This window comes from Mesorhizobium sp. M1328, from assembly GCF_040318075.1.
Lineage (GTDB): Bacteria > Pseudomonadota > Alphaproteobacteria > Rhizobiales > Rhizobiaceae > Mesorhizobium.
The window spans coordinates 1-18,905 of the sequence record NZ_JAMYLO010000014.1 but is presented as its reverse complement, the minus strand read 5'-3'; the positions used below and the strand labels follow the sequence as shown (position 1 = coordinate 18,905).

Annotated in this window: 23 protein-coding genes and 2 pseudogenes; 13 read left to right on the top strand and 12 right to left on the bottom strand. The window is 63.4% G+C overall.

Annotated elements, in window-relative coordinates:
* Positions 1-3 precede the first annotated feature (3 nt).
* Positions 4-459, top strand: a complete 456-nt coding sequence (locus NKH23_RS22435) for a carboxymuconolactone decarboxylase family protein (RefSeq protein WP_292662971.1) — start codon at positions 4-6, stop codon at positions 457-459.
* A 27-nt stretch (positions 460-486) separates the two neighbouring features.
* Here NKH23_RS22435 and NKH23_RS22430 read toward each other — a convergent pair whose 3' ends face one another.
* Positions 487-1,395, bottom strand: a complete 909-nt coding sequence (locus tag NKH23_RS22430; RefSeq protein ID WP_352913349.1) for a LysR family transcriptional regulator — start codon at positions 1,393-1,395, stop codon at positions 487-489.
* Between the two features lie 351 nt (positions 1,396-1,746).
* Between NKH23_RS22430 and NKH23_RS22425 the strand changes: the two genes are divergently transcribed.
* Genes NKH23_RS22425 through NKH23_RS22415 form a run of 3 tightly spaced genes read left to right on the top strand, consistent with a single transcriptional unit; the run spans position 1,747 to position 3,616 of the window.
* Positions 1,747-2,100, top strand: coding sequence for a nuclear transport factor 2-like protein (locus NKH23_RS22425; protein ID WP_352913350.1), 354 nt, complete (start codon positions 1,747-1,749; stop codon positions 2,098-2,100).
* Positions 2,085-3,068 carry an alpha/beta hydrolase gene (locus NKH23_RS22420; RefSeq protein WP_352913352.1) on the top strand — a complete coding sequence of 328 codons (984 nt, stop codon included), beginning with the start codon at positions 2,085-2,087 and terminating at the stop codon, positions 3,066-3,068. The genes NKH23_RS22425 and NKH23_RS22420 overlap by 16 nt, the downstream gene beginning before the upstream one ends.
* On the top strand, positions 3,065-3,616 hold the full coding sequence (locus tag NKH23_RS22415) for a nuclear transport factor 2 family protein (RefSeq protein ID WP_352913353.1): 552 nt from the start codon (positions 3,065-3,067) through the stop codon (positions 3,614-3,616). Before NKH23_RS22420 ends, NKH23_RS22415 begins: the two co-directional genes overlap by 4 nt.
* A gap of 38 nt (positions 3,617-3,654) precedes the next feature.
* Here the strand turns inward: NKH23_RS22415 and NKH23_RS22410 are convergent, their stop codons facing one another.
* Both NKH23_RS22410 and NKH23_RS22405 read right to left on the bottom strand, forming a co-directional pair.
* Complete coding sequence (locus tag NKH23_RS22410) at positions 3,655-4,086, bottom strand: cupin domain-containing protein (RefSeq protein ID WP_352913354.1); 432 nt, start codon at positions 4,084-4,086, stop codon at positions 3,655-3,657.
* A gap of 68 nt (positions 4,087-4,154) precedes the next feature.
* Positions 4,155-4,985 carry an AraC family transcriptional regulator gene (locus NKH23_RS22405; RefSeq protein ID WP_353025941.1) on the bottom strand — a complete coding sequence of 277 codons (831 nt, stop codon included), beginning with the start codon at positions 4,983-4,985 and terminating at the stop codon, positions 4,155-4,157.
* Between the two features lie 90 nt (positions 4,986-5,075).
* On the opposite strand from NKH23_RS22405, the gene NKH23_RS22400 reads away from it, so the two are divergent.
* Positions 5,076-6,275: an amidohydrolase gene (locus NKH23_RS22400; protein ID WP_352913358.1), complete on the top strand. Its 1,200-nt coding sequence runs from the start codon at positions 5,076-5,078 to the stop codon at positions 6,273-6,275.
* Here the strand turns inward: NKH23_RS22400 and NKH23_RS22395 are convergent.
* The 3 genes from NKH23_RS22395 to NKH23_RS22385 are packed head-to-tail and all read right to left on the bottom strand — an operon-like array spanning position 6,253 to position 9,943.
* Positions 6,253-8,475, bottom strand: a complete 2,223-nt coding sequence (locus tag NKH23_RS22395) for a xanthine dehydrogenase family protein molybdopterin-binding subunit (protein ID WP_353025940.1) — start codon at positions 8,473-8,475, stop codon at positions 6,253-6,255. The two genes, NKH23_RS22400 and NKH23_RS22395, sit on opposite strands and share 23 nt — an antisense overlap.
* Positions 8,472-9,461 (bottom strand): FAD binding domain-containing protein, encoded by a 990-nt coding sequence (locus NKH23_RS22390; RefSeq protein ID WP_353025938.1) that lies wholly within the window; start codon positions 9,459-9,461, stop codon positions 8,472-8,474. The genes NKH23_RS22395 and NKH23_RS22390 overlap by 4 nt, the downstream gene beginning before the upstream one ends.
* Positions 9,458-9,943, bottom strand: coding sequence for a (2Fe-2S)-binding protein (locus NKH23_RS22385; protein ID WP_352468744.1), 486 nt, complete (start codon positions 9,941-9,943; stop codon positions 9,458-9,460). Before NKH23_RS22385 ends, NKH23_RS22390 begins: the two co-directional genes overlap by 4 nt.
* A 462-nt stretch (positions 9,944-10,405) precedes the next feature.
* Here NKH23_RS22385 and NKH23_RS22380 point away from each other — a divergent pair, with 462 nt between their 5' ends.
* Positions 10,406-10,831, top strand: a complete 426-nt coding sequence (locus tag NKH23_RS22380; protein WP_353015191.1) for a hypothetical protein — start codon at positions 10,406-10,408, stop codon at positions 10,829-10,831.
* Positions 10,832-11,111: 280 nt separating this feature from the next.
* Here the strand turns inward: NKH23_RS22380 and NKH23_RS22375 are convergent, their stop codons facing one another.
* Complete coding sequence (locus NKH23_RS22375; protein WP_353025935.1) at positions 11,112-11,294, bottom strand: hypothetical protein; 183 nt, start codon at positions 11,292-11,294, stop codon at positions 11,112-11,114.
* Between the two features lie 572 nt (positions 11,295-11,866).
* Positions 11,867-12,757: a LysR family transcriptional regulator gene (locus NKH23_RS22370; protein ID WP_352913364.1), complete on the bottom strand. Its 891-nt coding sequence runs from the start codon at positions 12,755-12,757 to the stop codon at positions 11,867-11,869.
* A gap of 104 nt (positions 12,758-12,861) precedes the next feature.
* On the opposite strand from NKH23_RS22370, the gene NKH23_RS22365 reads away from it, so the two are divergent.
* From NKH23_RS22365 to NKH23_RS22340, 6 genes and pseudogenes are all read left to right on the top strand, one after another.
* Positions 12,862-13,725: an SDR family oxidoreductase gene (locus NKH23_RS22365; RefSeq protein ID WP_353035353.1), complete on the top strand. Its 864-nt coding sequence runs from the start codon at positions 12,862-12,864 to the stop codon at positions 13,723-13,725.
* A gap of 35 nt (positions 13,726-13,760) precedes the next feature.
* Positions 13,761-14,039: pseudogene (locus NKH23_RS22360) on the top strand (AtaL-like protein); the annotation flags it as partial.
* Between the two features lie 314 nt (positions 14,040-14,353).
* A complete protein-coding gene (locus NKH23_RS22355) occupies positions 14,354-14,803 on the top strand; it encodes a hypothetical protein (RefSeq protein WP_352721015.1) in 450 nt (149 codons plus the stop codon).
* A 171-nt stretch (positions 14,804-14,974) separates the two neighbouring features.
* The gene (locus NKH23_RS22350) at positions 14,975-15,151 is read left to right on the top strand and encodes a hypothetical protein (protein WP_352978285.1); all 177 of its coding nucleotides are present in this window, start codon (positions 14,975-14,977) and stop codon (positions 15,149-15,151) included.
* A gap of 4 nt (positions 15,152-15,155) precedes the next feature.
* Positions 15,156-15,398, top strand: a complete 243-nt coding sequence (locus tag NKH23_RS22345) for a DUF982 domain-containing protein (RefSeq protein ID WP_352468750.1) — start codon at positions 15,156-15,158, stop codon at positions 15,396-15,398.
* A gap of 166 nt (positions 15,399-15,564) precedes the next feature.
* Positions 15,565-15,810 carry a DUF982 domain-containing protein gene (locus tag NKH23_RS22340; protein WP_353035351.1) on the top strand — a complete coding sequence of 82 codons (246 nt, stop codon included), beginning with the start codon at positions 15,565-15,567 and terminating at the stop codon, positions 15,808-15,810.
* 106 nt (positions 15,811-15,916) lie between these two features.
* On the opposite strand, the gene NKH23_RS22335 is transcribed toward NKH23_RS22340, so the two are convergent.
* Positions 15,917-16,114: a hypothetical protein gene (locus tag NKH23_RS22335; RefSeq protein ID WP_352721010.1), complete on the bottom strand. Its 198-nt coding sequence runs from the start codon at positions 16,112-16,114 to the stop codon at positions 15,917-15,919.
* Positions 16,115-16,296: 182 nt separating this feature from the next.
* On the opposite strand from NKH23_RS22335, the gene NKH23_RS22330 reads away from it, so the two are divergent.
* Positions 16,297-16,842, top strand: coding sequence for a hypothetical protein (locus tag NKH23_RS22330; RefSeq protein ID WP_352468752.1), 546 nt, complete (start codon positions 16,297-16,299; stop codon positions 16,840-16,842).
* 111 nt (positions 16,843-16,953) lie between these two features.
* Here the strand turns inward: NKH23_RS22330 and NKH23_RS22325 are convergent, their stop codons facing one another.
* From NKH23_RS22325 to NKH23_RS22315, 3 genes and pseudogenes are all read right to left on the bottom strand, one after another.
* Positions 16,954-17,427, bottom strand: coding sequence for a site-specific integrase (locus NKH23_RS22325; RefSeq protein WP_352721009.1), 474 nt, complete (start codon positions 17,425-17,427; stop codon positions 16,954-16,956).
* A 55-nt stretch (positions 17,428-17,482) separates the two neighbouring features.
* Entirely contained in the window at positions 17,483-18,577 is a 1,095-nt protein-coding gene (locus tag NKH23_RS22320; RefSeq protein ID WP_353025932.1) for an alkene reductase, read from the bottom strand.
* 61 nt (positions 18,578-18,638) lie between these two features.
* Positions 18,639-18,905 (bottom strand): annotated as a pseudogene (locus NKH23_RS22315) (hypothetical protein); the annotation flags it as partial.

Below are 18,905 nucleotides of genomic sequence, written 5' to 3'. Positions count from 1 at the left end.
ACTGTGCAAGCACGATTGAAAAACCCGGTGATGCTCATTCCCGGCGCCCTGCAGGCGCTGCTCGCGCTGGACAAGTCGACGGAAACGGCTGACCTGTCCTATGTGACGCGCAAGCTCGTCCATTTGCGCGCCAGCCAGATCAACGGATGCAGCCTCTGCGTCGACATGCATGCGCGCGAATTGAAGAAGGCCGGCGAAAAGGACGAGCGCGTCTTCACCGTGTCCGCCTGGCGGGAGACACCTTATTTCACCGACGCCGAGCGCGCCGCGCTGGCGCTGACCGAGGCGGCAACCCGGTTGGCCGACCGGCCGGATCCGGTGCCGGACGCGGTCTGGGACGAGGCAGCCCGGCACTACGACGAAAAGGCGCTTGCCGCCCTGGTCGTCCAGATTGCCCTGATCAATGCGTTCAACCGTCTCAACGCAACTACCAGGCAGATGGTCGGCGCCTGGGGCTGAACGGGGCCGGGTTCCCGCAAAGCCACATCAGATCCGCAGCTTGTGAGAATTCGCGCGCACGAAGTCGATGAAGGCCCGCAGCTTCGGCGGTACGAGGCGGCGGCTCGGATAATAGAGGTGGAGCGGCTCGTAAGCGGGACAGAAAGGCTCCAGCACCTTGACCAGCGCGCCTGAGGCAAGAAGCGGCGCGGCGAGGCCCTCGACCGCGAAGGCGAGGCCAAGCCCCTGCGCGGCGGCGGTAATGCACAGCGGAAGCGTGTTCACGACCAGACATGCGTCCGGCGTGAATGCGACTTCGCGTCCCTCCACGATGAACTCCCAGGGCGAAATCGTGCGGGTGCGGGTGAGAGCGAATGCGATGCAGCGATGGGCGGCGAGGTCGGCCGGCCGCTTCGGCGTGCCGTTGCGCGCCAGATAATCGGGGCTGCCGACCACGACCATCTGCAGGGGTCCGCCCAGGCGCGCGCCGATCATATCTTTCTGGAGAAGCTCGCCGATGCGCAGGCCGGCGTCGAAGCCCTCGGCGGCGATGTCGACGAAGCTGTCGTCGAAGATCAGGCTAAGCCGCACTTCGGGATAAGCATCCATGAACGGCCGCATCAGCGGTTCGATCAGCAGCGGGGCGGCGATCCAGGGCAGGCTGAGGCGCAGCGTGCCGGCGGGACGGTCGCGGGCCTCGCGCAGTGCCGCACCAGCCGCCCGGATATCTTCGGCTGCCGGGCGCACATGATCGAGGTATTGGGCACCGGCTTCGGTCAACCCAACGCTGCGGGTCGTACGGTTGAGCAGCCGCACCCCCAGGCGCTCCTCGAGCCCCTTGACCGCCTCGCTCAACGAGGCCGGAGCGACGCCGAGCTCGGCTGCGGCGCGGGTGAAGCTCCTGGCCTCCGCAACTTTTACGAAGGCGACGATGCCGCTGAATTGGTCGAGGCGCATTGTAAGGTTTTTCCAAATAGCCCTGTCGAACCCTACTGGTTTTTCCGGCGAACAAAAGGCGTCATGTTGGGCTCGACGAACGGGCCTCGCTGTTGCGACGGCTCGAACTGGCAAGGAGACAGGACCGATGACCAGGCTCGCTTCACTCGCCGCCGGCGCCCTTCTGGCGGTGTCTGCCGCCCCGGCGAATGCCGGGCCGCTGGAGGACAGCAACATCCAGCTCATCAAGGACTACTACGCAGCTTACGCGAGCGGCAATCCCGAGGCCGTGCGGCCCTTCCTCGCGCCTGACATCGTGTGGCGCATTCCCGGTCATCATCCGCTCGCCGGCGACAAGCGCGGCCGGACGAGGTGGTCGCCTTCTTCCGCGGCCTGGCCGACGGCAAGTTCAAGGCGGAGCCGATCTTCTTCCAGGCGCAGGGCGACCTCGTCGTCGATGTCCATCGCGGCTGGTCGAATGTCGGCTCAGGTCCCGAGATCGACCAGCTCTACGCGCTGATGTTCCGCATCAAGGACGGCAAGATCGCCGAGGCACAGAATTTTTTGACCGACATGTATCAGTCGGACGCCTTCTACTGGGCTCATTACCCGCTGACGCCATTGCCCGGCCGACTGGCTGGCGAGCGCTGGGACGGCGGTCTTTCTCGCAACGCGCCGCGCTTCTCACTCCAAGCCAAAGGAGACTTGCGATGCTTAAAATCCTGACACTTGCTGCAGCAACCGCCGTGGCGCTCGCCGCCTCCAATGCCTTCGCCGCACCGCGCATCGAGCGCGTCGCTTTCGCCTCGAACGGTGAGCAGATCATCGGCGAGCTCTATCTGCCGGAGGATTTGGACGCGGCGAAACCTCGGCCCGCGCTGGTCGTCACCGGCGCCTGGATGACGGTAAAGGAGCAAATGCCGGCCCGCTACGCGCGCGAGATGGCCGACCGCGGCTTCGTCGCCTTGACGTTCGATTTTCGCGGTTGGGGCGAAAGCGGCGGCATACGCCGCCAGTACGAGGATCCTAAGGCCAAGATCGCCGACATCGAAGCAGCGGTCGCCTATCTCGCGAGCCGGCCCGAAGCCGATCAGGACCGCATCGGGGGGCTCGGCATTTGCGCCAGCTCCGGCTACATGGTCACCGCTGCGGCCGAAAACGCCGCGATCAAGTCGGTCGCCCTCGTTGCGCCCTGGTTGCAGGATGCCGAAGTGGTCGAGCAGACCTATGGCGGCAAGCACGGCGTCGCCAGGCTTGAAGCCACGAGCGATGCGGCCGAGGCCGCGTATCGCCGCACCGGCAGACAGGCGTTCCTGCCGGCCGCGAGCCTGACCGACGAGCGCGCGATCATGTTCAAGATGCCCTATTACACCGAGCCCGATCGCGGCATGATCCCGGCCTGGCGCAACGAGGCCGATCCGGCCTTCTGGCGCGGCTGGCTGAGGTTCGACGCCATCCAGGCTGCCCCGCGCCTGCACCAGCCCTTTCTGATGGTGCATAGCGAGGCGGCAGCCATTCCCCAGGGTGCGCACAAGTTTTACGCGCGGCTGACCAGCTCCAAGCAGGAGCTGTGGCTCGACAACGTCACCCAATTCGATTTCTACGATCGTGCCGCGCCGGTGAAGGCGGCGAGTGATGCCGTCGCCGCGCACTTCCGCGCGACGCTGGGCAGTGCGGGGGAGGCGGGACAATGAGCTTCGTCACCCGCCGGCATGTCCTGATCTCGGCGGTTTCCGCTGCGATGATTTCCGCCATCTCGGCGCCCGCCTCGAGCGCATCGGGAGATGCGCTGACGGTCGAAGACAGGATCGCAATCGCCGAGGCGGTTGCCGGGATCGGCCTCTATGCCGATCTGCGTGAATGGAACCGGGTCAGATCCTATCTCGCGGCCCGCGTCACGACCGACTATACCAGCCTTTTCGGCGGCGAGGCGACAACCAGCGACCGCGACGCGCTGATCGCCGTGTGGCAAGGGCTGCTGCCGGGCTTCGACGCCACCCAGCACCTCATCACCAACATCACCGTCGAAGGCGCGGGCAATGACGCGGTTGCACGCAGCCATGTCCGCGCAACTCACTGGATCGGCGCCCGGTTCTGGACGGTCGGCGGCAGCTATCTCCACCGGCTGGTGCGGACGCCGGAAGGCTGGCGCGTCAACGCCATTGCCATCCATCGGTTGTACGAGGAGGGGGATCGCGCCGTTCTGGCCGCCGCTGCCGACCGGGCGAAAGCGGCGGAGTGAATTCGGACGTTGCTTGCTGCAGTGCCCGACGACCGCAGCTACTGGCGCAATACCGTGTTCTTGGTGCCTTCTTCAACCTGATCGATGACCAGCAGTTTGACGGGATCGGCGCCGACATTGGTCGCTTGATGCCATTGCCCGATCATTTCGATGATGAAATCACCTGTTTGATAGGTGTTGCTCTTGCCGGTCTCGACATTGGTCACCTGAAGCGTGCCGGCCTCGACATAGGCATAGCGCGGAAACGGATGCTTGTGGACCGGCAAGGTCGCGCCCGGCGCGATCTGATAGGCCGAGACCAGGACCTGCACGTTCTTCTGGGGCAGCGTAATCGGCTGGCCGGACGCGGTCTCGGTGCGAGAGGCAAGCGGGGTCACGACAACCGGGGTGCCGCTGGCATCCAGCGCCTGGGCCCTATTTGCAAACAGTGCAGCCGCGAGCAGCAGCGTCGATGCCAAGATTTTTCGCATGATTCCCCCCGAGCTGCGTCAGCATTGCGCAGCACGCATTGGCGCGCAAGCTGTCTGTTCAGGAGCGCCTATCCCGCTCTTCTAAATATGCCCGGCGTCATGCCATGCATGGCCCGGAATGTACGGGACAGATGGCTCTGGTCGGCGAAACCTGCCGCGATGGCGGCGTCGGCGAGGCCAAATCCCCGTTCGATCAGCGCGCTCGCCCGGCGCAATCGCCGGTCGCGGATATAGGCCGCCGGCGTGAGGCCGATCGCCTTGTTGAAGTCGCGGATGACCTGGAACCGGGTTACGCCGGCCGCGCCTGCAAGCCGCTTGAGGTCGAGCTGCGAGCCAAGCTCGCTTTCGACAAGATCGCGGTAGAGCGAAAACCTTCGCCGTGAACTGGAGCTTTCGAGCTCCTCGGGACGCCCGTTCCAATCGCCATGCCGAACGATCAGCCGTCGCAGCGCCACGAACAGGGACGTCTCGGCCATCGTTGTGTCCGGGGATGTCGAGCCCTGGTGTGCTGCCGCCAACGCTGCAGCAAGACCACTGTCTTGGATAGTCGCGCGCGAAAAGACCGGAGCGCCATCGCGGCCGAGTTCGCGGGCAAGCGCGGTCATCAGCGGCACCGAAGGATAAAACGTCCGGTAGGCCCAGCCTTCGTCCGCGCCGCGTTCGCCGTCATGCCACTCCTCTGGATTAACGACGGCAATGGCGCCTGCCGGAGCAAGAACGCTTTGACGGCCGATGCGAATCCGCTCGCAGCCGAAGGTGATCAGGGCGATCACATAGGTCGGGTGCGTGTGCAGTTCGTAGCGGTGCTGGGTGAAGCGCGCCTCGAACAGGCCAAGGTCGGGGAAGCACGGATGCCGCCAGTATTTCCCGGTCTCTGCCGCTTCGTTTGTCCTTGCCATGGTCAATCCGGTTCAAGACGCCTCTCGTCCGGCCTTGTATGCCTGGCAGGATCAAATCGCGCCGCCTTTGTCGGCGTGAAAGGAGGCATCATGCTGCATAATGACCGCATCGCCGCGCTGACACCAGACGTCATAGGCTGGCGGCACCATATCCATGCCAATCCGGAGCTCGGATTCAATGAATACGAAACGGCGCGTTTCGTTGCAGAGAAACTACGCTCCTTCGGCCTCGACGAGGTGCATGAAGGGATCGGCGGCACCGGGGTCGTCGGTGTCCTGCGCAGCGGTGGTGGCGCGCGCGGCATCGGCCTGCGCGCCGAGCTGGACGCGCTTCCGGTGCTGGAGAAAACCGGCTTGCCCTATGCCTCCAGGAAAGAAGGAGTAATGCATGCCTGCGGCCATGACGGCCACGCCGCCGTGCTGCTCGGCGCCGCCAAACTGCTCAGTCAATCCCGCACCTTCGACGGCACCGTCGCTTTCATCTTTCAGCCGGCCGAGGAGAACGAGGGCGGCAGCATGCGCATGATCGAGGACGGCCTGTTCAAGCGCTTTCCGGTCGAGGCGGTCTATGCAGTCCACAACTGGCCGGGCGTCAGGCTGGGGACGATCGCCGCCCGCGTCGGGCCGCAAATGGCGGCCGTGGATAATTTCGAACTGACCTTCGAGGGTCTTGGCGCGCATGCCGCGATGCCGCAGTTCGGCGACGACCCGATCCTGGCCGCCGGCGCCTTCGTGCAAGCCGTCCAGCGCATCGTCAGCCGCTCGGTCGACCCGCAAAGCGCGCTTGTCGTCAGCCTCACGCAGATCCATGGCGGCAATGTCGGCAACATCGTGCCGGGCAAGGTCTGGCTGCAAGGCACCTGCCGCTTCTTCGAGCCCGGCCTTTCCGACCATTGCGAGAGGCTGATCGGCGAGATCGCACAAGGTATTGCCGCCGCGCATTCGCTCAAGGCCAGGCTCGATTACCGGAAGGGCTATCCGCCGCTGATCAACACCGCGGACGCGACGGCCCGCGCCGTCGAGGCGGCGGCATCCGCCGTCGGCCGGGAGAATGTCATGACCGAGTTCAGTCCCAGTCTCGGCTGCGAGGATTTCGCTTTCATGATCCGTGAGGCGAGCGGCTGCTATGCGTGGATCGGTGCCGGCGAGGTCGGCCCGGGCGAAGGCCTGCACGGCGACCGCTACGTCTTCAACGACGAGATCGTGCCGACGGTAATGCGCTATTACGTCAACCTCGTCGAGCAGACGCTTCCGCGGGCCGGTCCTTCTACAGCAGTTTTTCCGGCGTGATCGGCAGCTCCCGGATCCGCTTGCCTATAGCGTCGAAGACGGCATTGGCCACCGCAGCGGCAACGCCGGTGGCGCCGAGCTCGCCGATGCCCTTGCCGCCAATCGGGCTGGCATGCTCGTCCACCTCGTCGACGAAGTGGATAATGATATCGCCGGGAATGTCGGCGTTGACCGGAATGGCGACCCCGGAAAGGTTCTTCGACAGGAACCGTCCAAGCACCGGTTCGTGCCTGCTCTGCTCCATCGCCGCCATGCCCCAGCCCCAGATGATGCCGCCCGTCATCTGGCTGCGTGCGGTGCGGGGATTGACAATGCGGCCGGCGCTGTAGCTGCCGACGGCGCGACGAAGCCTGAGCAGGCCGAGCCCCGGATCGACACCGACCTCCATGAAGATCGCGCCGAAAGTGCGCATGGCGAGGCCTTTGCCATGCTGCGCCGGATCGAACGAGCCGGAGCCGATGATCTCGCCGATGTCGGTATGGCTCATAACATCGGCGATCGTCTGACCGCCGGCAGCGCCTTTGCGGCGAATCTTGCCGTCTTGCATCTCGACCTCGTCCGGCAGCAGATTGGCAAGACGGGCAAGCTGCGAACGTGCATCTTCGGCGGCTGCGAGCACCGCCGCGCCCACCCCCATGGTCGACGATGAGCCATAGGTCGGACCCGCCTCCGGCAGCTGTGTATCGCCCATTTCCAACTCGATCTTCTCCATCGGCAGGCCCAGCACGTCGGCTGCGATCTGCGGAAAGATGGTGAGTGTTCCGGTTCCTATGTCCTGGGTGCCGGTGCGGATGAGCACCGTGCCGTCCCTGTGCAGCCTGACCTCGGCTGCAGGCGTCGGGTGGCGGAAACAGCCCATGCTGCAGGTCGCCATGCCGTAGCCGATCAGCCAATCGCCGTCCCGTTGCGGCTTGCGCGGGCGCTCGCGCCAGCCGAACAGGCGGGCGCCTTCCTCATAAGCCTCGCGCAGCTTCTTCGATGACCAGGGCCGGCCGGTGGCCGGATCCGTGTCCGCATGGTTGATCAGACGCAGGTCGAGCGGATCGACGCCCAGGCGGTGGGCGAGCTCGTCCATCGCGCTTTCGAGGGCCCAGGTACCCGGACCCTCGACCGGCGCGCGCAGCGCCGTCGGCATGGCGACGTTTGCGCGCTCGACGCGCTGGCTGAGACGCATGGCCGGCGTGGCGTAGAGACCCTTCGAGGCCTCGGTGGCGAACTCGACGAAATCGTCGGTCACGGTTGTCAGGTTGACCACGTCCTGTTGCACGGCGGTCAGCTTGCCCGACCTGTCCGCCGCCAGCACGATCTTCTGTGCCATGCGCGGCTGGTAGCCGAGGCAGGAATAGGCATTGGCGCGGCTGAGCGCCAGCCGGACCGGGCGCTGCATGATGCGCGCCGCGGCGGCGGCCAGCACCTGATGCGGCCAGATCCAACCCTTACCGCCGAAGCCGCCGCCGGTATGGCGGGAAATCACGCGGACCTTCTCGGCCGGGATATTCAAACGGGCGGCAAGCACCTGGCGGACACCATAGACGTGCTGCGTGGCGTCGTGCAGCGTCAGCTCTCCGTCGTTCCACTCAGCGAGCGTCGCCGAGGGCTCCATGGCGTTGTGATGGCGCGACGGCTGCAGGTAGACGGCTTCGACCATGGCGGCTGCGTTGCTAAGCCCGCGGTCGACCTCGCCCTTCGTAAACGTCGGCTCCAGGAACAGAAAGCCGCTCTCCCTCGGCACGACCGCAGCCTTGTCGATGGCGGTCCACTCCGGCGGTGCCGGCAATTCCGGCTCGGCGAACTCGTAGCGCAATGCGACGCGGCGGGCGCCGGCTTCCGCCGCCTCCAGCGTCTCGCCCAGCACAATGGCAAGCGGCTGGCCCTCGTGGCGTATCTCGTTGCCCTGCATGGGCATGAAGCTCTGCGCCGCCGGCGGGCCTTCGGCCTGCTGCATCTGCGTATCGGGCTCCGCCCTCGGCGATGCGAACCGGCCGAATTTGGGCATGTCCTCATGCGTGAGCACACGCACGACGCCTTTCTCGGCGAGCGCATCGTCGACGGCGATCGACGTCACGCGGCCGGCGGGAACGGGCGCGGTCACCAGCACTGCATGGAGCAGATCGGGAGCAAAATAGTCGGCCGCATAGCTGGCGCGGCCGGTAACCTTGACGCCGCCGTCAGGGCGGGCAACAGGCTGGCTGATCATCATGACGGCATCCTCGCTGCTCTTTCGATCGCCCGCAAAGCGGCGGTCTTGGCCAGTTCGATCTTGTAGGCGTTCTGCGACAAGGGACGCGCTTCGGCGAAGGATTGCTCGATGGCGGTGCTCAACGCCTCGCGATCGCCGAGTTCGGCACCGGCGAGCTGCTCCTCGGCGGCGCTCAGGCGCCACGGCCGCAGCGCGACGGACCCCAGCGCCACGGCAGCCCGACGGATGGTTTGGCCGTCCATCTCCAGCACCGCGGCGGCCGAGACGATGGCATATTCGTAGGATTCGCGCTCGCGCACCTTGAGGTAGGCCGATCGCGGCGCCGCTGCCGGCAGCTCGATTGCCGTGATCAGTTCGCCTTGCTGCAACACATTGTCTGCCTCGGGCCGCGTGTCGGGAAGCAGGTGGAATTCGGCTGCCGGAATACGCCGGCCGCCGCTGCGGTGCGCGGTGACGACGACCGCATCAAGTGCTGCCAGCGCCACCGCCGGGTCGGATGGCTGGGTGGCGACGCAATCTTTGGTCCAACCGAATATCGCGTGATTGTCGTTGATGCCATGCAATGCCGAGCAACCGGAGCCGAGCTGACGCTTGTTGCATGGCAACTGCTCTTCGGCACGGAAATAGGCACAGCGCGTCTTCTGCAGCAGATTGCCGCCTATCGTTGCGAGATTTCTCAGTTGCGGCGACGCCGCGTTGAGGATCGCCTGGCTCAACACCGGATAGTCGCGCATGACCAGCGCATGCTGCGCGACGTCGTTGAGATGCGTCAGCGCGCCGATCTTCAGGCCGCCGCCGGGCAGTGCCTCGATGTGATCCAGCCCGTCGAGGCGGGAGATATCGATGATCCGCGTCGGCCCGGCAATTCCAAGGCGTAGCCAGTTGAGCAATTCGGTGCCGCCGGCGAGAAAGGCGCTATCCGGCGCGGCACCTGCCGCGATCGTTTCGCCCAGGCTGTCGGCGCGCGCATAGACGAATGGGGTCATTGGCTCACCCTCCCGGCCGCCGCGCGCACCGCCTCGACGATTTGCGGATAGGCCGAGCAGCGGCACAGATTGCCGCTCATCCATTCGCGGATCTCGGCATCGGAGCCGGTATGTCCCTCCTCGATCAGCGCCGCCGCCGACATCACCTGGCCGGGCGTGCAGAATCCGCACTGGAAACCATCATGATCGATGAACGCCTGCTGCACGGGATGAAGCGCATCGCCGTTTGCCAGGCCTTCGATCGTCGTGACCTCGCGTCCCTCGGCGGACACGGCAAGTATCATGCAGGCATTCACACGCCGTCCGTCGAGATGCACGGTGCAGGCGCCGCACTCGCCGAAATTACATCCCTTTTTCGTTCCGGTCAGATGAAGCCGCTCGCGCAGCAGGTCGAGCAGCGTGACGCGGGGATCGAGATCGGAAAGGCTGTGATCCTCTCCGTTCACCCGCAACCTCAATAGGTGCCGATCGTGGAAGTTCATGTGGGGTACCTCGAAGCACATGCCGTACTCGCCGCAAGGACTCGTCCAGCAAGCAGCCGCCCACCTGTTGAGACGAAATAGGGCGGGCGATTCCGGGGGAAAGACGCTGTCATGCGCCGAAAGAAAAAAACGCGCGTTTGAGATTTGCGGCGGAAAGGTTTGCACGACCTACGACCGCTCGATCCCCCAAGCCCTTCGATCGGCTGTCGAACGCACGACGGTCGGAGCCGGCAGTCCCATCGACCGGCCGGGCGAGGTGAGGACTCGCCACGACCAGGAGGCACATTGGAATGATTGCGCCTTGGCTCGCGTTCATCGTTTCCGCTGGCGTCGCGCTTGCGCTGGCGTGGTGGCCATACTGAGCATGGGCCTGCTCAATTGTGTTTTGACTATTTGGCTGCACAGGCGCGTAAAATATCAGGTTCGCCCAGTCGGGCGGACTAACTCAGGGAGGATAATGTTATGAAGATGAATCGACGTAATGCTCTCGCCCTTGGTGCCACCTCGTTGTCGACCCCGCTATTGGTTGCATTGCCGACTCCGGTAGCGGCCAAGACCTACGGTCCGACTGATGGCAAAGAGATTTTTCCCGGCGTTCGGCTCGTCGAACTGGGAACACGAGACTCCCATATCAAGGGGTACAAGAAAATCGCGATGGAAGACGTCGTGTATCAGCCAAAGGGATCTAGCCCGCTGGGGGATGTCATGGCCGACGACATGGTCTGCACGGTCACTGAAGGCGAGCTGCAGGTCACGGCCGGGGATATGCAGTTCACGGCCAAGGAAGGCGATGTATGGAGCTGCGGCAAGGGTAGCACGAAGGAGGCTGCTACGAACAACGGGACAGTGGTCGCCGTGATGCGGGTGATTAACCTCAAGGCTGAATAAAGCCAAGTTGGCGATCGTGGGCGCAATCCGCGCCCGGGTGGAATCTTGCGGGTTAGCGATCTAACCGGCCAGCGTCATTCCAGTGCCAACGCCGATGGCAAGGCCCCATTAGAAGCTTCCCGGCCAGATCGATGGCCAAGACGCGGACGGCTGCCCAAACGTCTGCACGGGGCCCCTGATCGCGCTGGCAAGATCGTCAAACGTCGTTTCCATTCCTGGAGTCTAGATCGACACCGGGAATCTCTGAATTCCCCTGTTTGTTGTCCGCTAATCCACCATGTCAACGCAGCGGCTTCTTGCGCTTCGGCGGCCTGTACTTCTCGACCAGCCTGACCTTATCAATATCGAGCGTCACCGGCGGTCCCATGTCGATGGTCACCTTGCCGCCTTCCTCGTCTATGCGCGTGATCTCGCCGGCAAGCTCTATCTGCTGGCCTCGCTTGACCTTGGACTTGCTGTCCACGCTCGAATGCGGGAAGTTGTAGGAGAGGATTGAGACGCTGATACGGTCGTCGGCGACCCGCCTACTACCGTGGCCGTGATCGCAACCACGTCACCGATGCCAAATGCCCCGCGCCATACACTTGAGTCTGGAGCGGAAGGTGCCCTAGTCAAGATGTTGCTAATATATACGCGGCCTGCAAGCTTCGCCCTTGGCGAGGCGGCCCAGCGGCTTGGTTGCGGGTGGGGACTGGCAGCTAGAGGCCGCTGGGCCTTGACGGCCAGCGAGCTTAAGAGGAGGCCCTGTGCTGGCTGACCAAAACCTTGCGCTTATGGCAACGGAAAAGCATCATTCGAACGAACACTTTTCGTCCACGAGGAGGGAAGGGAATGCGGTCGGTGGCGCTCTCAATACCCATACACAGCCGGCCGTCAGCAGTGGTGACGATGGCACAGTTCGTGGAGCCGGTTGCCGTTAAAAAATGTCGCGTTCGCGGAAGATATTTCGAATAACGCACCCACCAAGAAAGCACGGCAACTGCTTTCCTTGTGCCTCGCATAAGGCATCAACTGAGTTAACCAGCTTCCTGGGCATCATTTGCCGATATAGGCGGCCAGCTCGTCAGGCGTTCCCATGGGAAAGGCCTGCTTCAGATGGTCGATAAATGCGGAGACGCGGGCGCTCAGCAGCCGCCGAGAGGGATACAGCGTCCACAGGGCGATGTCGGGCCGATCGAGATCCCCCCAATGTACCAGCGTTCCGTCCGCCAGATCATGACTCACCAGCGACACCGGCAGGCGTGCCGCGCCGACGCCCGCTCGCACCGCATCCCGGACCATGATGAGTGACGACAGCACAAGGACCGGCTCGATCGCGATTGTTGACCGGCCAGTGGGCGTCTTCACCGCCCAAGCCCTTCGATCGGCTGTCGAACGCATGACGGCCGGGGTCGCCAGACCCTCCGCCGGCCGGGAGAGGTGAGGACTTGCCACGACCACCAGTCGGTCACGCAGAAAGGCTCGCCCGACGAGGCTCTCATCCGGATCCGGATTGACCCGGATCACCAGATCAAATCCCTCTTCGATCATGTCGACGGCGCGGTCTTCCGTCGTGACCTCGAGCCTTACCTCCGGGTATTTCAGGGCGAAGCCGGCAGCGATCTTCCCCATCGCGGTCTGTGAGAACAGCACTGGGGCGCTGATCCGCAACCTGCCTCGCGGCCTTTCGCCACCTGAGGCGATCGCCGCCGCGGTCTCTTCGAGCTCGGACAGCAACCGCCCCGCGCGCTCGAAAAGCGCACGTCCTTCTTCCGTCAGCTTCAGCGCGCGCGCGCCACGCTCGAACAGCCGTAAGTCGAGACTCGCCTCTAGCTCCGCCACGCGTCGGGACAAGGTGGCCTTCGGGCGCCCGGCAGCGCGCGCGGCCTTACCGAAGCCCCCATGGCGGGCGACCAGATTGAAATCAGCAAGGGCAAGTAGATCCATGTGTTCCACCTGTGGGACGGCGTGTCCAGATATAACGCCTACCGACACAAATGTGGATCACTAATTTTCTGGGATGCCATACGGCTCAACTCAGGAGTAACCCCATGACCATTCTCGTTACCGGCGCGACCGGCAATGTCGGCCGCAACGTAGTCGAACAGCTCGTGAAGCGTGGCGCCAATGTGCGCGCTTTGGTTCGCGATCCCTCCAAGGCCAATTTCCCCGCTGGCGTAGATGTCGTGCAGGGCGACCTGCTCGACGTCGATTCCCTGCGCAGAGCTTTCTCCGGCATCTCCACCCTTTTCCTGCTGAACGCGGTGGTGGCCGACGAATTCACCCAGGCGCTGGTAGCGCTGGCCGCTGCCCGCGAGGCCGGCATCGAGCGGATCGTCTACCTGTCGGTGATCCACAGCGACCTCTACGTCAACGTGCCGCATTTTGCCGGCAAGTTCGGCGTCGAGCGGATGATCGAACAGATGGGGCTCAACGCCACCATCCTGCGGCCCGCCTACTTCATGGACAACGACATCACGATCAAGGACGTGGTGACCGGCTACGGCATCTATCCGATGCCGATCGGAGCCAAGGGCGTCGCCATGATCGACGCGCGGGACATCGGCGAGATCGCCGCGATCGAACTCATCCGCCGCGAGCAGGCCGCAGCGCGGCTCCCGTTCGACCGCATCAACCTGGTCGGCCCTGACACGCTGACCGGCGCCGATGTCGCGGCCATCTGGACGGACGTCCTCGGACGCCAGATCGCGTATCCGGGCGACGACACCGCCGGGTTCGAGCAGAACCTGCGGCAGTTCATGCCGAGTTGGATGGCGCTCGACATGCGCCTGATGGCCGAGCGTTTCCTCACGGACGGCATGGTCCCCGATGCCGGCGATGTCGATCGGCTGACCGCGCTGCTGGGCCGGCCGTTGCGCTCCTATCGCGACTATGCGGCCGCAATTGCCGGCTGAGCCCCACCACCGACCTTCTGTCCAGGAGACACATCATGATTTACTCGACAGCTACCGTTCCTGTGAATCCCGGAGGCGAGACCAAGCTGACCCGTGCGCAGATATGGCAGGGCCTGGAACTGAAGGCGCGCGATGCCCGCCTGTTCCTGCCCGCAGGCCTCTGCACCCGTTGCGACGTCGTGGAGGAGGGCGCGACCCACTTCGTGCGCGAAGCTACGATCGCCGGTGCTGATCTGCGCGAGATCGTAACGCTCGAGTCGGAAAGCAAGGTCACCTTCTTCCAGGCGACCGGTCCACGCGAAGGCGCGGAAATCGCCTTCATAGCTAGTGGCCGGGTTATTCACATCAGAAAGTTGCGCCAACGGCAAATTGCAACCAGCTGGTGAGCGAGCTGCTTCATAGGCACAGACGACAACGCAAAGCCAGTCCGTCAAACAATCAGCCCGATACCCTCTCCAGCACCCTCGAAACCTGCTTCGCTGTCCATCGGCCGCCGCGTGACGCTGAATAGCGGCGAACCCAAAGGCTCCCCAACGCAACGTACCCCGACTACGCGCGTTCTAGTGAATGGGAGGGCGGCATAGCCGATCTGACGGGGGTGGCCTGATGACAAATCGGAGCAACAGGGATGGCAAAGTTTAAAGAAGCCCTTGAGCGCGGGAAGGAAGCTCGCCGTCAGCAGGAGGAGCCCGTCGGCGGCGCGGCGATGGGGAAGCGAGATGCCCCCATGGCGGACTTCAGCGAGCAAGCAAAGGCTTGGCTAAAGGACGTCGTGATTGCATCGCTGGAGGCGGCCAAGGCTGACGTGGCAGGCGAGGTGGCTGTCGACATAGACACCGCGCCACGCCGGCAGGTCAAAGCTTTAACCCCGTCGATTCGTTTCCAGATCTACAGTAAGCGAGAATTGGAGAAGGCGCCTAGAAGAACCTTTACGGTCAACGTTAAGGTGAGCGGGGCGGTGTCCGTATCTTCGCCGGGGATGGTGACGAAAGATGTGGGAAACATAGGGGATAGGTCCGACCTACGGGTCCGCACCTTAATAGCCGAACTGATCGAGGACGCTGCCAAGGGTACATAGCAAGGCTGTGCCCACCGGCGCCGTAAGGGAAACGGAGGGGGTACGGGGGTTCCTCGCGCGAGCCAGTTATCCGATCACCCCCTCGGGTTTTTGTACCAAACATTCCCCGCCCTCTAAGGAACAAATCCGCTCGCGAGGGGGTTCGGCCCTATTAAGCATGTAGGCCTGAACGTGGTCGAAATCGATAAAGCCAGACAGGAAGTTGTTGCCGAAGTTGTGCGGCGGTGGATCACTTCAGAGGTAATCCGCAATTACCTTCGCGCCATGCTAAATCTGCCTGTAGAACAGGAGCTGCCGGCTGAGCAAAAGCATTTGCTGCAGGAACTTGATCGGGCCGACAAAGAGTGACTGCATGGCGCTCCATTGGTTCTCCCCGCCGGTCCCTGTAAGGACCGAGGGTAGCGGTTCGACGCGCAAGGTCAGCAACGCTGAAGCAGCCGCTGAGGAACTCCTGAAGTGGACCAACCATGGCCTTCAGTGGGACCTCGCGGTGCGCGTTTGCATCGCCGTGATTTCCGACCAGATGGAACCCGAGGAGGCCCGCAAGGCATTCCTGGCTGCCGCTAAGGAGCAGGGGACGTTAGTCCCTCCATAAGGTGGAGGCCCGCCGCTCGTGAGAAAGGCGACGAACCCAGCAGGCGGCTGCATCCACGAAGAATCGACCGCTGCGATTTCTAAACTACAGAGCGCCTGCGTTTGTTCCATTATTGCGGACTACAACTGGGTTGGTCGGCAGGCTCGTCCCGCTCTAGATTCCCCTCATGGCAACCCATTGGTTCGTCCCTCCTGTGTTCGTAAGGACTGCGTCCGGTGATAGGCATGGCTGCAACAATGCGAGGGCAGCCCTTGAGCAGCTAAAGACGTGGACCCGGAGAGGACCTTGCTGGCACAAGGCGGTGACCCTCTGCCTGTCGGCTGTGGAGGGCGATCCGATTGACCCTCACGTGATACGAAAGGCATTTGAGGCTGCCGCTAAGGAGGCCAAGATGTATCTCTCCCTTGAGTAGTAGGTGTCATGGCTACCCATTGGTTCTCCCCTCCGGTCAACGTCAAGACCGTAAGCATCCGGTAGGGACCGCGGCGTGCCGATTTGAGGGGACAACTAGCTGTCGACTAGTCTCGAATGATTTCGCGAAGGGCCTCGATGCCGAAGTCGCTAAAGGCAGGGGTTGCGATTCCATCGATATCGTAGACCCACAACTTACCATCCTCAGGCTCGAGCTGGTCCGACAGGTCCCACAGCGGGTCTTCATCCTGGCCCAGGATTTGGGCGAGGCGCCGGATCATGAAGACGTGGGCGATCACTGCCATGGTTCAGGCGGCTGCAGCTTGCTGATCGGTCTTTCTCCATTCCCAATTGAAGCGCGTAGACGACACGAACTATCATCACCCGGTGTTGCAACCGGTACGAGTTTGCGACAGACTCAGTCCCAACAAGCCGGTCATCTGATGGACATCGCTCGAGCTCTATGGCACCAAGCAAGGGGAATGCGATGCGTGCATATTGGTTGATGCGCATTGCCGCGCTTGCTCTCAATGCCGCGCCGGCGGCAGGGGAACCTTCGGTCGAGCGAGGACTCTACATCTCCATCATCGGCGGCTGCCACGATTGCCACACCGAAGGATATAGCGAAAGTGGCGGCAAGATCGATCCGGCCAAGGCTCTCAAGGGAAATGCACTCGGCTTTCAGGGTCCGTGGGGAACCAGCTATGCGGCAAACCTACGACTGACGGCCGTCGACCTCACAGCCGACGGCTTCGTTTCATATCTTCGAGGCCTTGGGACTTATCCACCGATGCCAGGGTATAATGTACGGGCGATGAGCGATGAGGACAAGAAGTCGCTCTATCTCTATATCCGCACGCTCGGTGACGCAGGCGAGCGAGCGCCGGCTTTCGTGCCGCCTGGCGACAAGGTCCATACGCCTTATATCGTCCTCGCCCCGCCCTTGTCGCCGCCCGCCTGCACACGCGATTTCGATTGCGGTGTAGGAGAAGTCTGCGATCCCGGCGGCTCCGGGCAGTGCATGAAGAGATAACGCTCAGACCAGCTGGCCGCCATCGCGCACTGGCGTTCGCTGGCGACCAGCTCTACTTCGCCATCCAGGTCCGGGGAGCAGAGCGTCAACTTCCGAAATGAACCTACCGATCTAGCATTGCAGGAAACTGACCACTGCTGCCACCGGCCGGCCTTTCTCAAGACCCAACGACCTGGGGTCACCTAAGTGCGGAATCGCGTGGTCAAGGTGTACGTCCGTCACCCGCAGGCCCGACACCTCAGCGAGGCGGCAGCCGGTGCCATTCAGAATTGTCCAAATGTGTTGAAGGTCCGCCTTGGCATGGTACGAGATGCGGGCGGTTATGGCGGTGACCTCGTCCAAGGTGAAAGGACGGCGCTTGTCCTTGTCGGGCTCGGCCTTGTCCTTCGACGCGGCCTCCAAATTCATGAAGGGATTGGTGACGCCAGATAGGTCAAAGTCTCTTATGGCGTGGTTGATGACCGCGCGAACTACGTTCAAGTAGCGATCTACCGAAGACGCTTTGCGACCGTCAAGCATGTGATCCATGTGATCGCGGACTTCCATGGCATCCGCGCGCTTAATGCTTGCCAGCTTGCGATCCACTATCGCAGACAGCGCAGAAGGGTCGGGGCCGCACCAAAATGCGGCGCCGAAGGGATCAGTGGCTGCTTGCGGCTGCGATGGCGGGATAATCCGTATAGCCCGCGGCGCCCCCGCCATAGATCGTAGCCGGGTCGACGGCCGCCAGCGGTGCGCGGGTCTCAAGCCTCTCCACAAGGTCGGGATTGGCGATGAAGGGGCGGCCGAAGGCGAACAGGTCGGCCTTGTCCTCGGCCAGCCGCGACGTCGCGAGGTCGAGATCATAGCCGTTGTTGGCGATATAGGTGTTGTTGAAGCGCCGGCGGAGCGATCCGAAGTCGAACGGTACGACATCGCGCGGCCCGGCCGTGGCGCCCTCGACGACATGAATGTAGACGATGCCCAAGGCATCGATTTGATCGACGATATAGTCGAACTGTGCCTGAGCATCACTGCTCGAAACGCCATTGGCGGGCGATACGGGCGAGATCCGGATTCCGGTGCGCGCGGCGCCGATCTCCTCGACCACCGCAGCCGCAACCTCCAGCATCAGACGGGCGCGGTTCTCGACCGAGCCGCCATAAGCATCGGTGCGGACATTGGCGCTGTCTTTGGCGAACTGGTCCAGCAGATAGCCGTTGGCACCGTGAATCTCGACGCCATCGAAACCGGCCTCAATGGCGTTAGCTGCCGCTTGCCGGAAGTCGTTCACGATCCCAGAAACCTCTTCGAACTCCAGCGCGCGGGGCTCCGAGACGTCGACGAAGCCATTGTTGACGAACGTCTTGGTCTGGGCCCGGATCGCCGACGGCGCAACCGGCGCCGCCCCGTTCTCCTGTAGGTCGACGTGCGAGACGCGGCCGACATGCCAGAGCTGCAGGAAAATCCGTCCGCCCTTGGCGTGCACGGCGGTCGTGACCTTGCGCCAGCCGTCGATCTGAGCCTGGGAGTAGATGCCTGGCGTGTCCTGGTAACCTTGTCCCTGCCGCGAGATCTGCGTGGCCTCGGAAATCAGCAAGCCGGCCGACGCGCGCTGGCCGTAATACTCCGCGGCGAGATCGCCTGGAACGAAGCCCGGTCCAGCGCGATTGCGCGTCAGGGGCGCCATCACAATACGATTGGAGAGGGTTAGCGAGCCGAGAGTATAGGGCTCAAACAGCGTTGTGCTCGTCATAGGTCACCTTTGTTTGTCCCCGCTGCGGCGGGGTCGTTTATCGAAATGGCTTCGTTGGTGCTCAGGCGACCGTGCGGTACCGCTCGGCGGGATGTTCGTTCCGATAGTTTGGAAGCATGGCCTGGCGCGCGGCCTGAAGCGCGTCCCACTGCCCGGCATCGGGAAGCGGCGGGATGGTCACCGGTTCGCGGCGGTCGAATCCGACCAGCGCCGCATCAACCAGATCGTCCACATGGGGTAATCGCGGGAGCGAGTCGCCCTGAAACCAATCATATCCTTGGAAGGTGGCTGTTCCCCGATAAGATGGAGATACGGGCTCACGACCTGA

What these genes read in the sequence shown, in the direction of transcription:
- NKH23_RS22430 (WP_352913349.1), bottom strand. Translation starts at nt 1,395, where the DNA reads ATGCGCCTCGACCAATTCAGCGGCATCGTCGCCTTCGTAAAAGTTGCG.
- NKH23_RS22420 (WP_352913352.1), top strand. Translation starts at nt 2,085, where the DNA reads ATGCTTAAAATCCTGACACTTGCTGCAGCAACCGCCGTGGCGCTCGCC.
- NKH23_RS22415 (WP_352913353.1), top strand. Translation starts at nt 3,065, where the DNA reads ATGAGCTTCGTCACCCGCCGGCATGTCCTGATCTCGGCGGTTTCCGCT.
- NKH23_RS22410 (WP_352913354.1), bottom strand. Translation starts at nt 4,086, where the DNA reads ATGCGAAAAATCTTGGCATCGACGCTGCTGCTCGCGGCTGCACTGTTT.
- NKH23_RS22405 (WP_353025941.1), bottom strand. Translation starts at nt 4,985, where the DNA reads ATGGCAAGGACAAACGAAGCGGCAGAGACCGGGAAATACTGGCGGCAT.
- NKH23_RS22400 (WP_352913358.1), top strand. Translation starts at nt 5,076, where the DNA reads ATGCTGCATAATGACCGCATCGCCGCGCTGACACCAGACGTCATAGGC.
- NKH23_RS22395 (WP_353025940.1), bottom strand. Translation starts at nt 8,475, where the DNA reads ATGATGATCAGCCAGCCTGTTGCCCGCCCTGACGGCGGCGTCAAGGTT.
- NKH23_RS22390 (WP_353025938.1), bottom strand. Translation starts at nt 9,461, where the DNA reads ATGACCCCATTCGTCTATGCGCGCGCCGACAGCCTGGGCGAAACGATC.
- NKH23_RS22385 (WP_352468744.1), bottom strand. Translation starts at nt 9,943, where the DNA reads ATGAACTTCCACGATCGGCACCTATTGAGGTTGCGGGTGAACGGAGAG.
- NKH23_RS22380 (WP_353015191.1), top strand. Translation starts at nt 10,406, where the DNA reads ATGAAGATGAATCGACGTAATGCTCTCGCCCTTGGTGCCACCTCGTTG.
- NKH23_RS22370 (WP_352913364.1), bottom strand. Translation starts at nt 12,757, where the DNA reads ATGGATCTACTTGCCCTTGCTGATTTCAATCTGGTCGCCCGCCATGGG.
- NKH23_RS22365 (WP_353035353.1), top strand. Translation starts at nt 12,862, where the DNA reads ATGACCATTCTCGTTACCGGCGCGACCGGCAATGTCGGCCGCAACGTA.
- NKH23_RS22355 (WP_352721015.1), top strand. Translation starts at nt 14,354, where the DNA reads ATGGCAAAGTTTAAAGAAGCCCTTGAGCGCGGGAAGGAAGCTCGCCGT.
- NKH23_RS22345 (WP_352468750.1), top strand. Translation starts at nt 15,156, where the DNA reads ATGGCGCTCCATTGGTTCTCCCCGCCGGTCCCTGTAAGGACCGAGGGT.
- NKH23_RS22340 (WP_353035351.1), top strand. Translation starts at nt 15,565, where the DNA reads ATGGCAACCCATTGGTTCGTCCCTCCTGTGTTCGTAAGGACTGCGTCC.
- NKH23_RS22335 (WP_352721010.1), bottom strand. Translation starts at nt 16,114, where the DNA reads ATGGCAGTGATCGCCCACGTCTTCATGATCCGGCGCCTCGCCCAAATC.
- NKH23_RS22330 (WP_352468752.1), top strand. Translation starts at nt 16,297, where the DNA reads ATGCGTGCATATTGGTTGATGCGCATTGCCGCGCTTGCTCTCAATGCC.
- NKH23_RS22320 (WP_353025932.1), bottom strand. Translation starts at nt 18,577, where the DNA reads ATGACGAGCACAACGCTGTTTGAGCCCTATACTCTCGGCTCGCTAACC.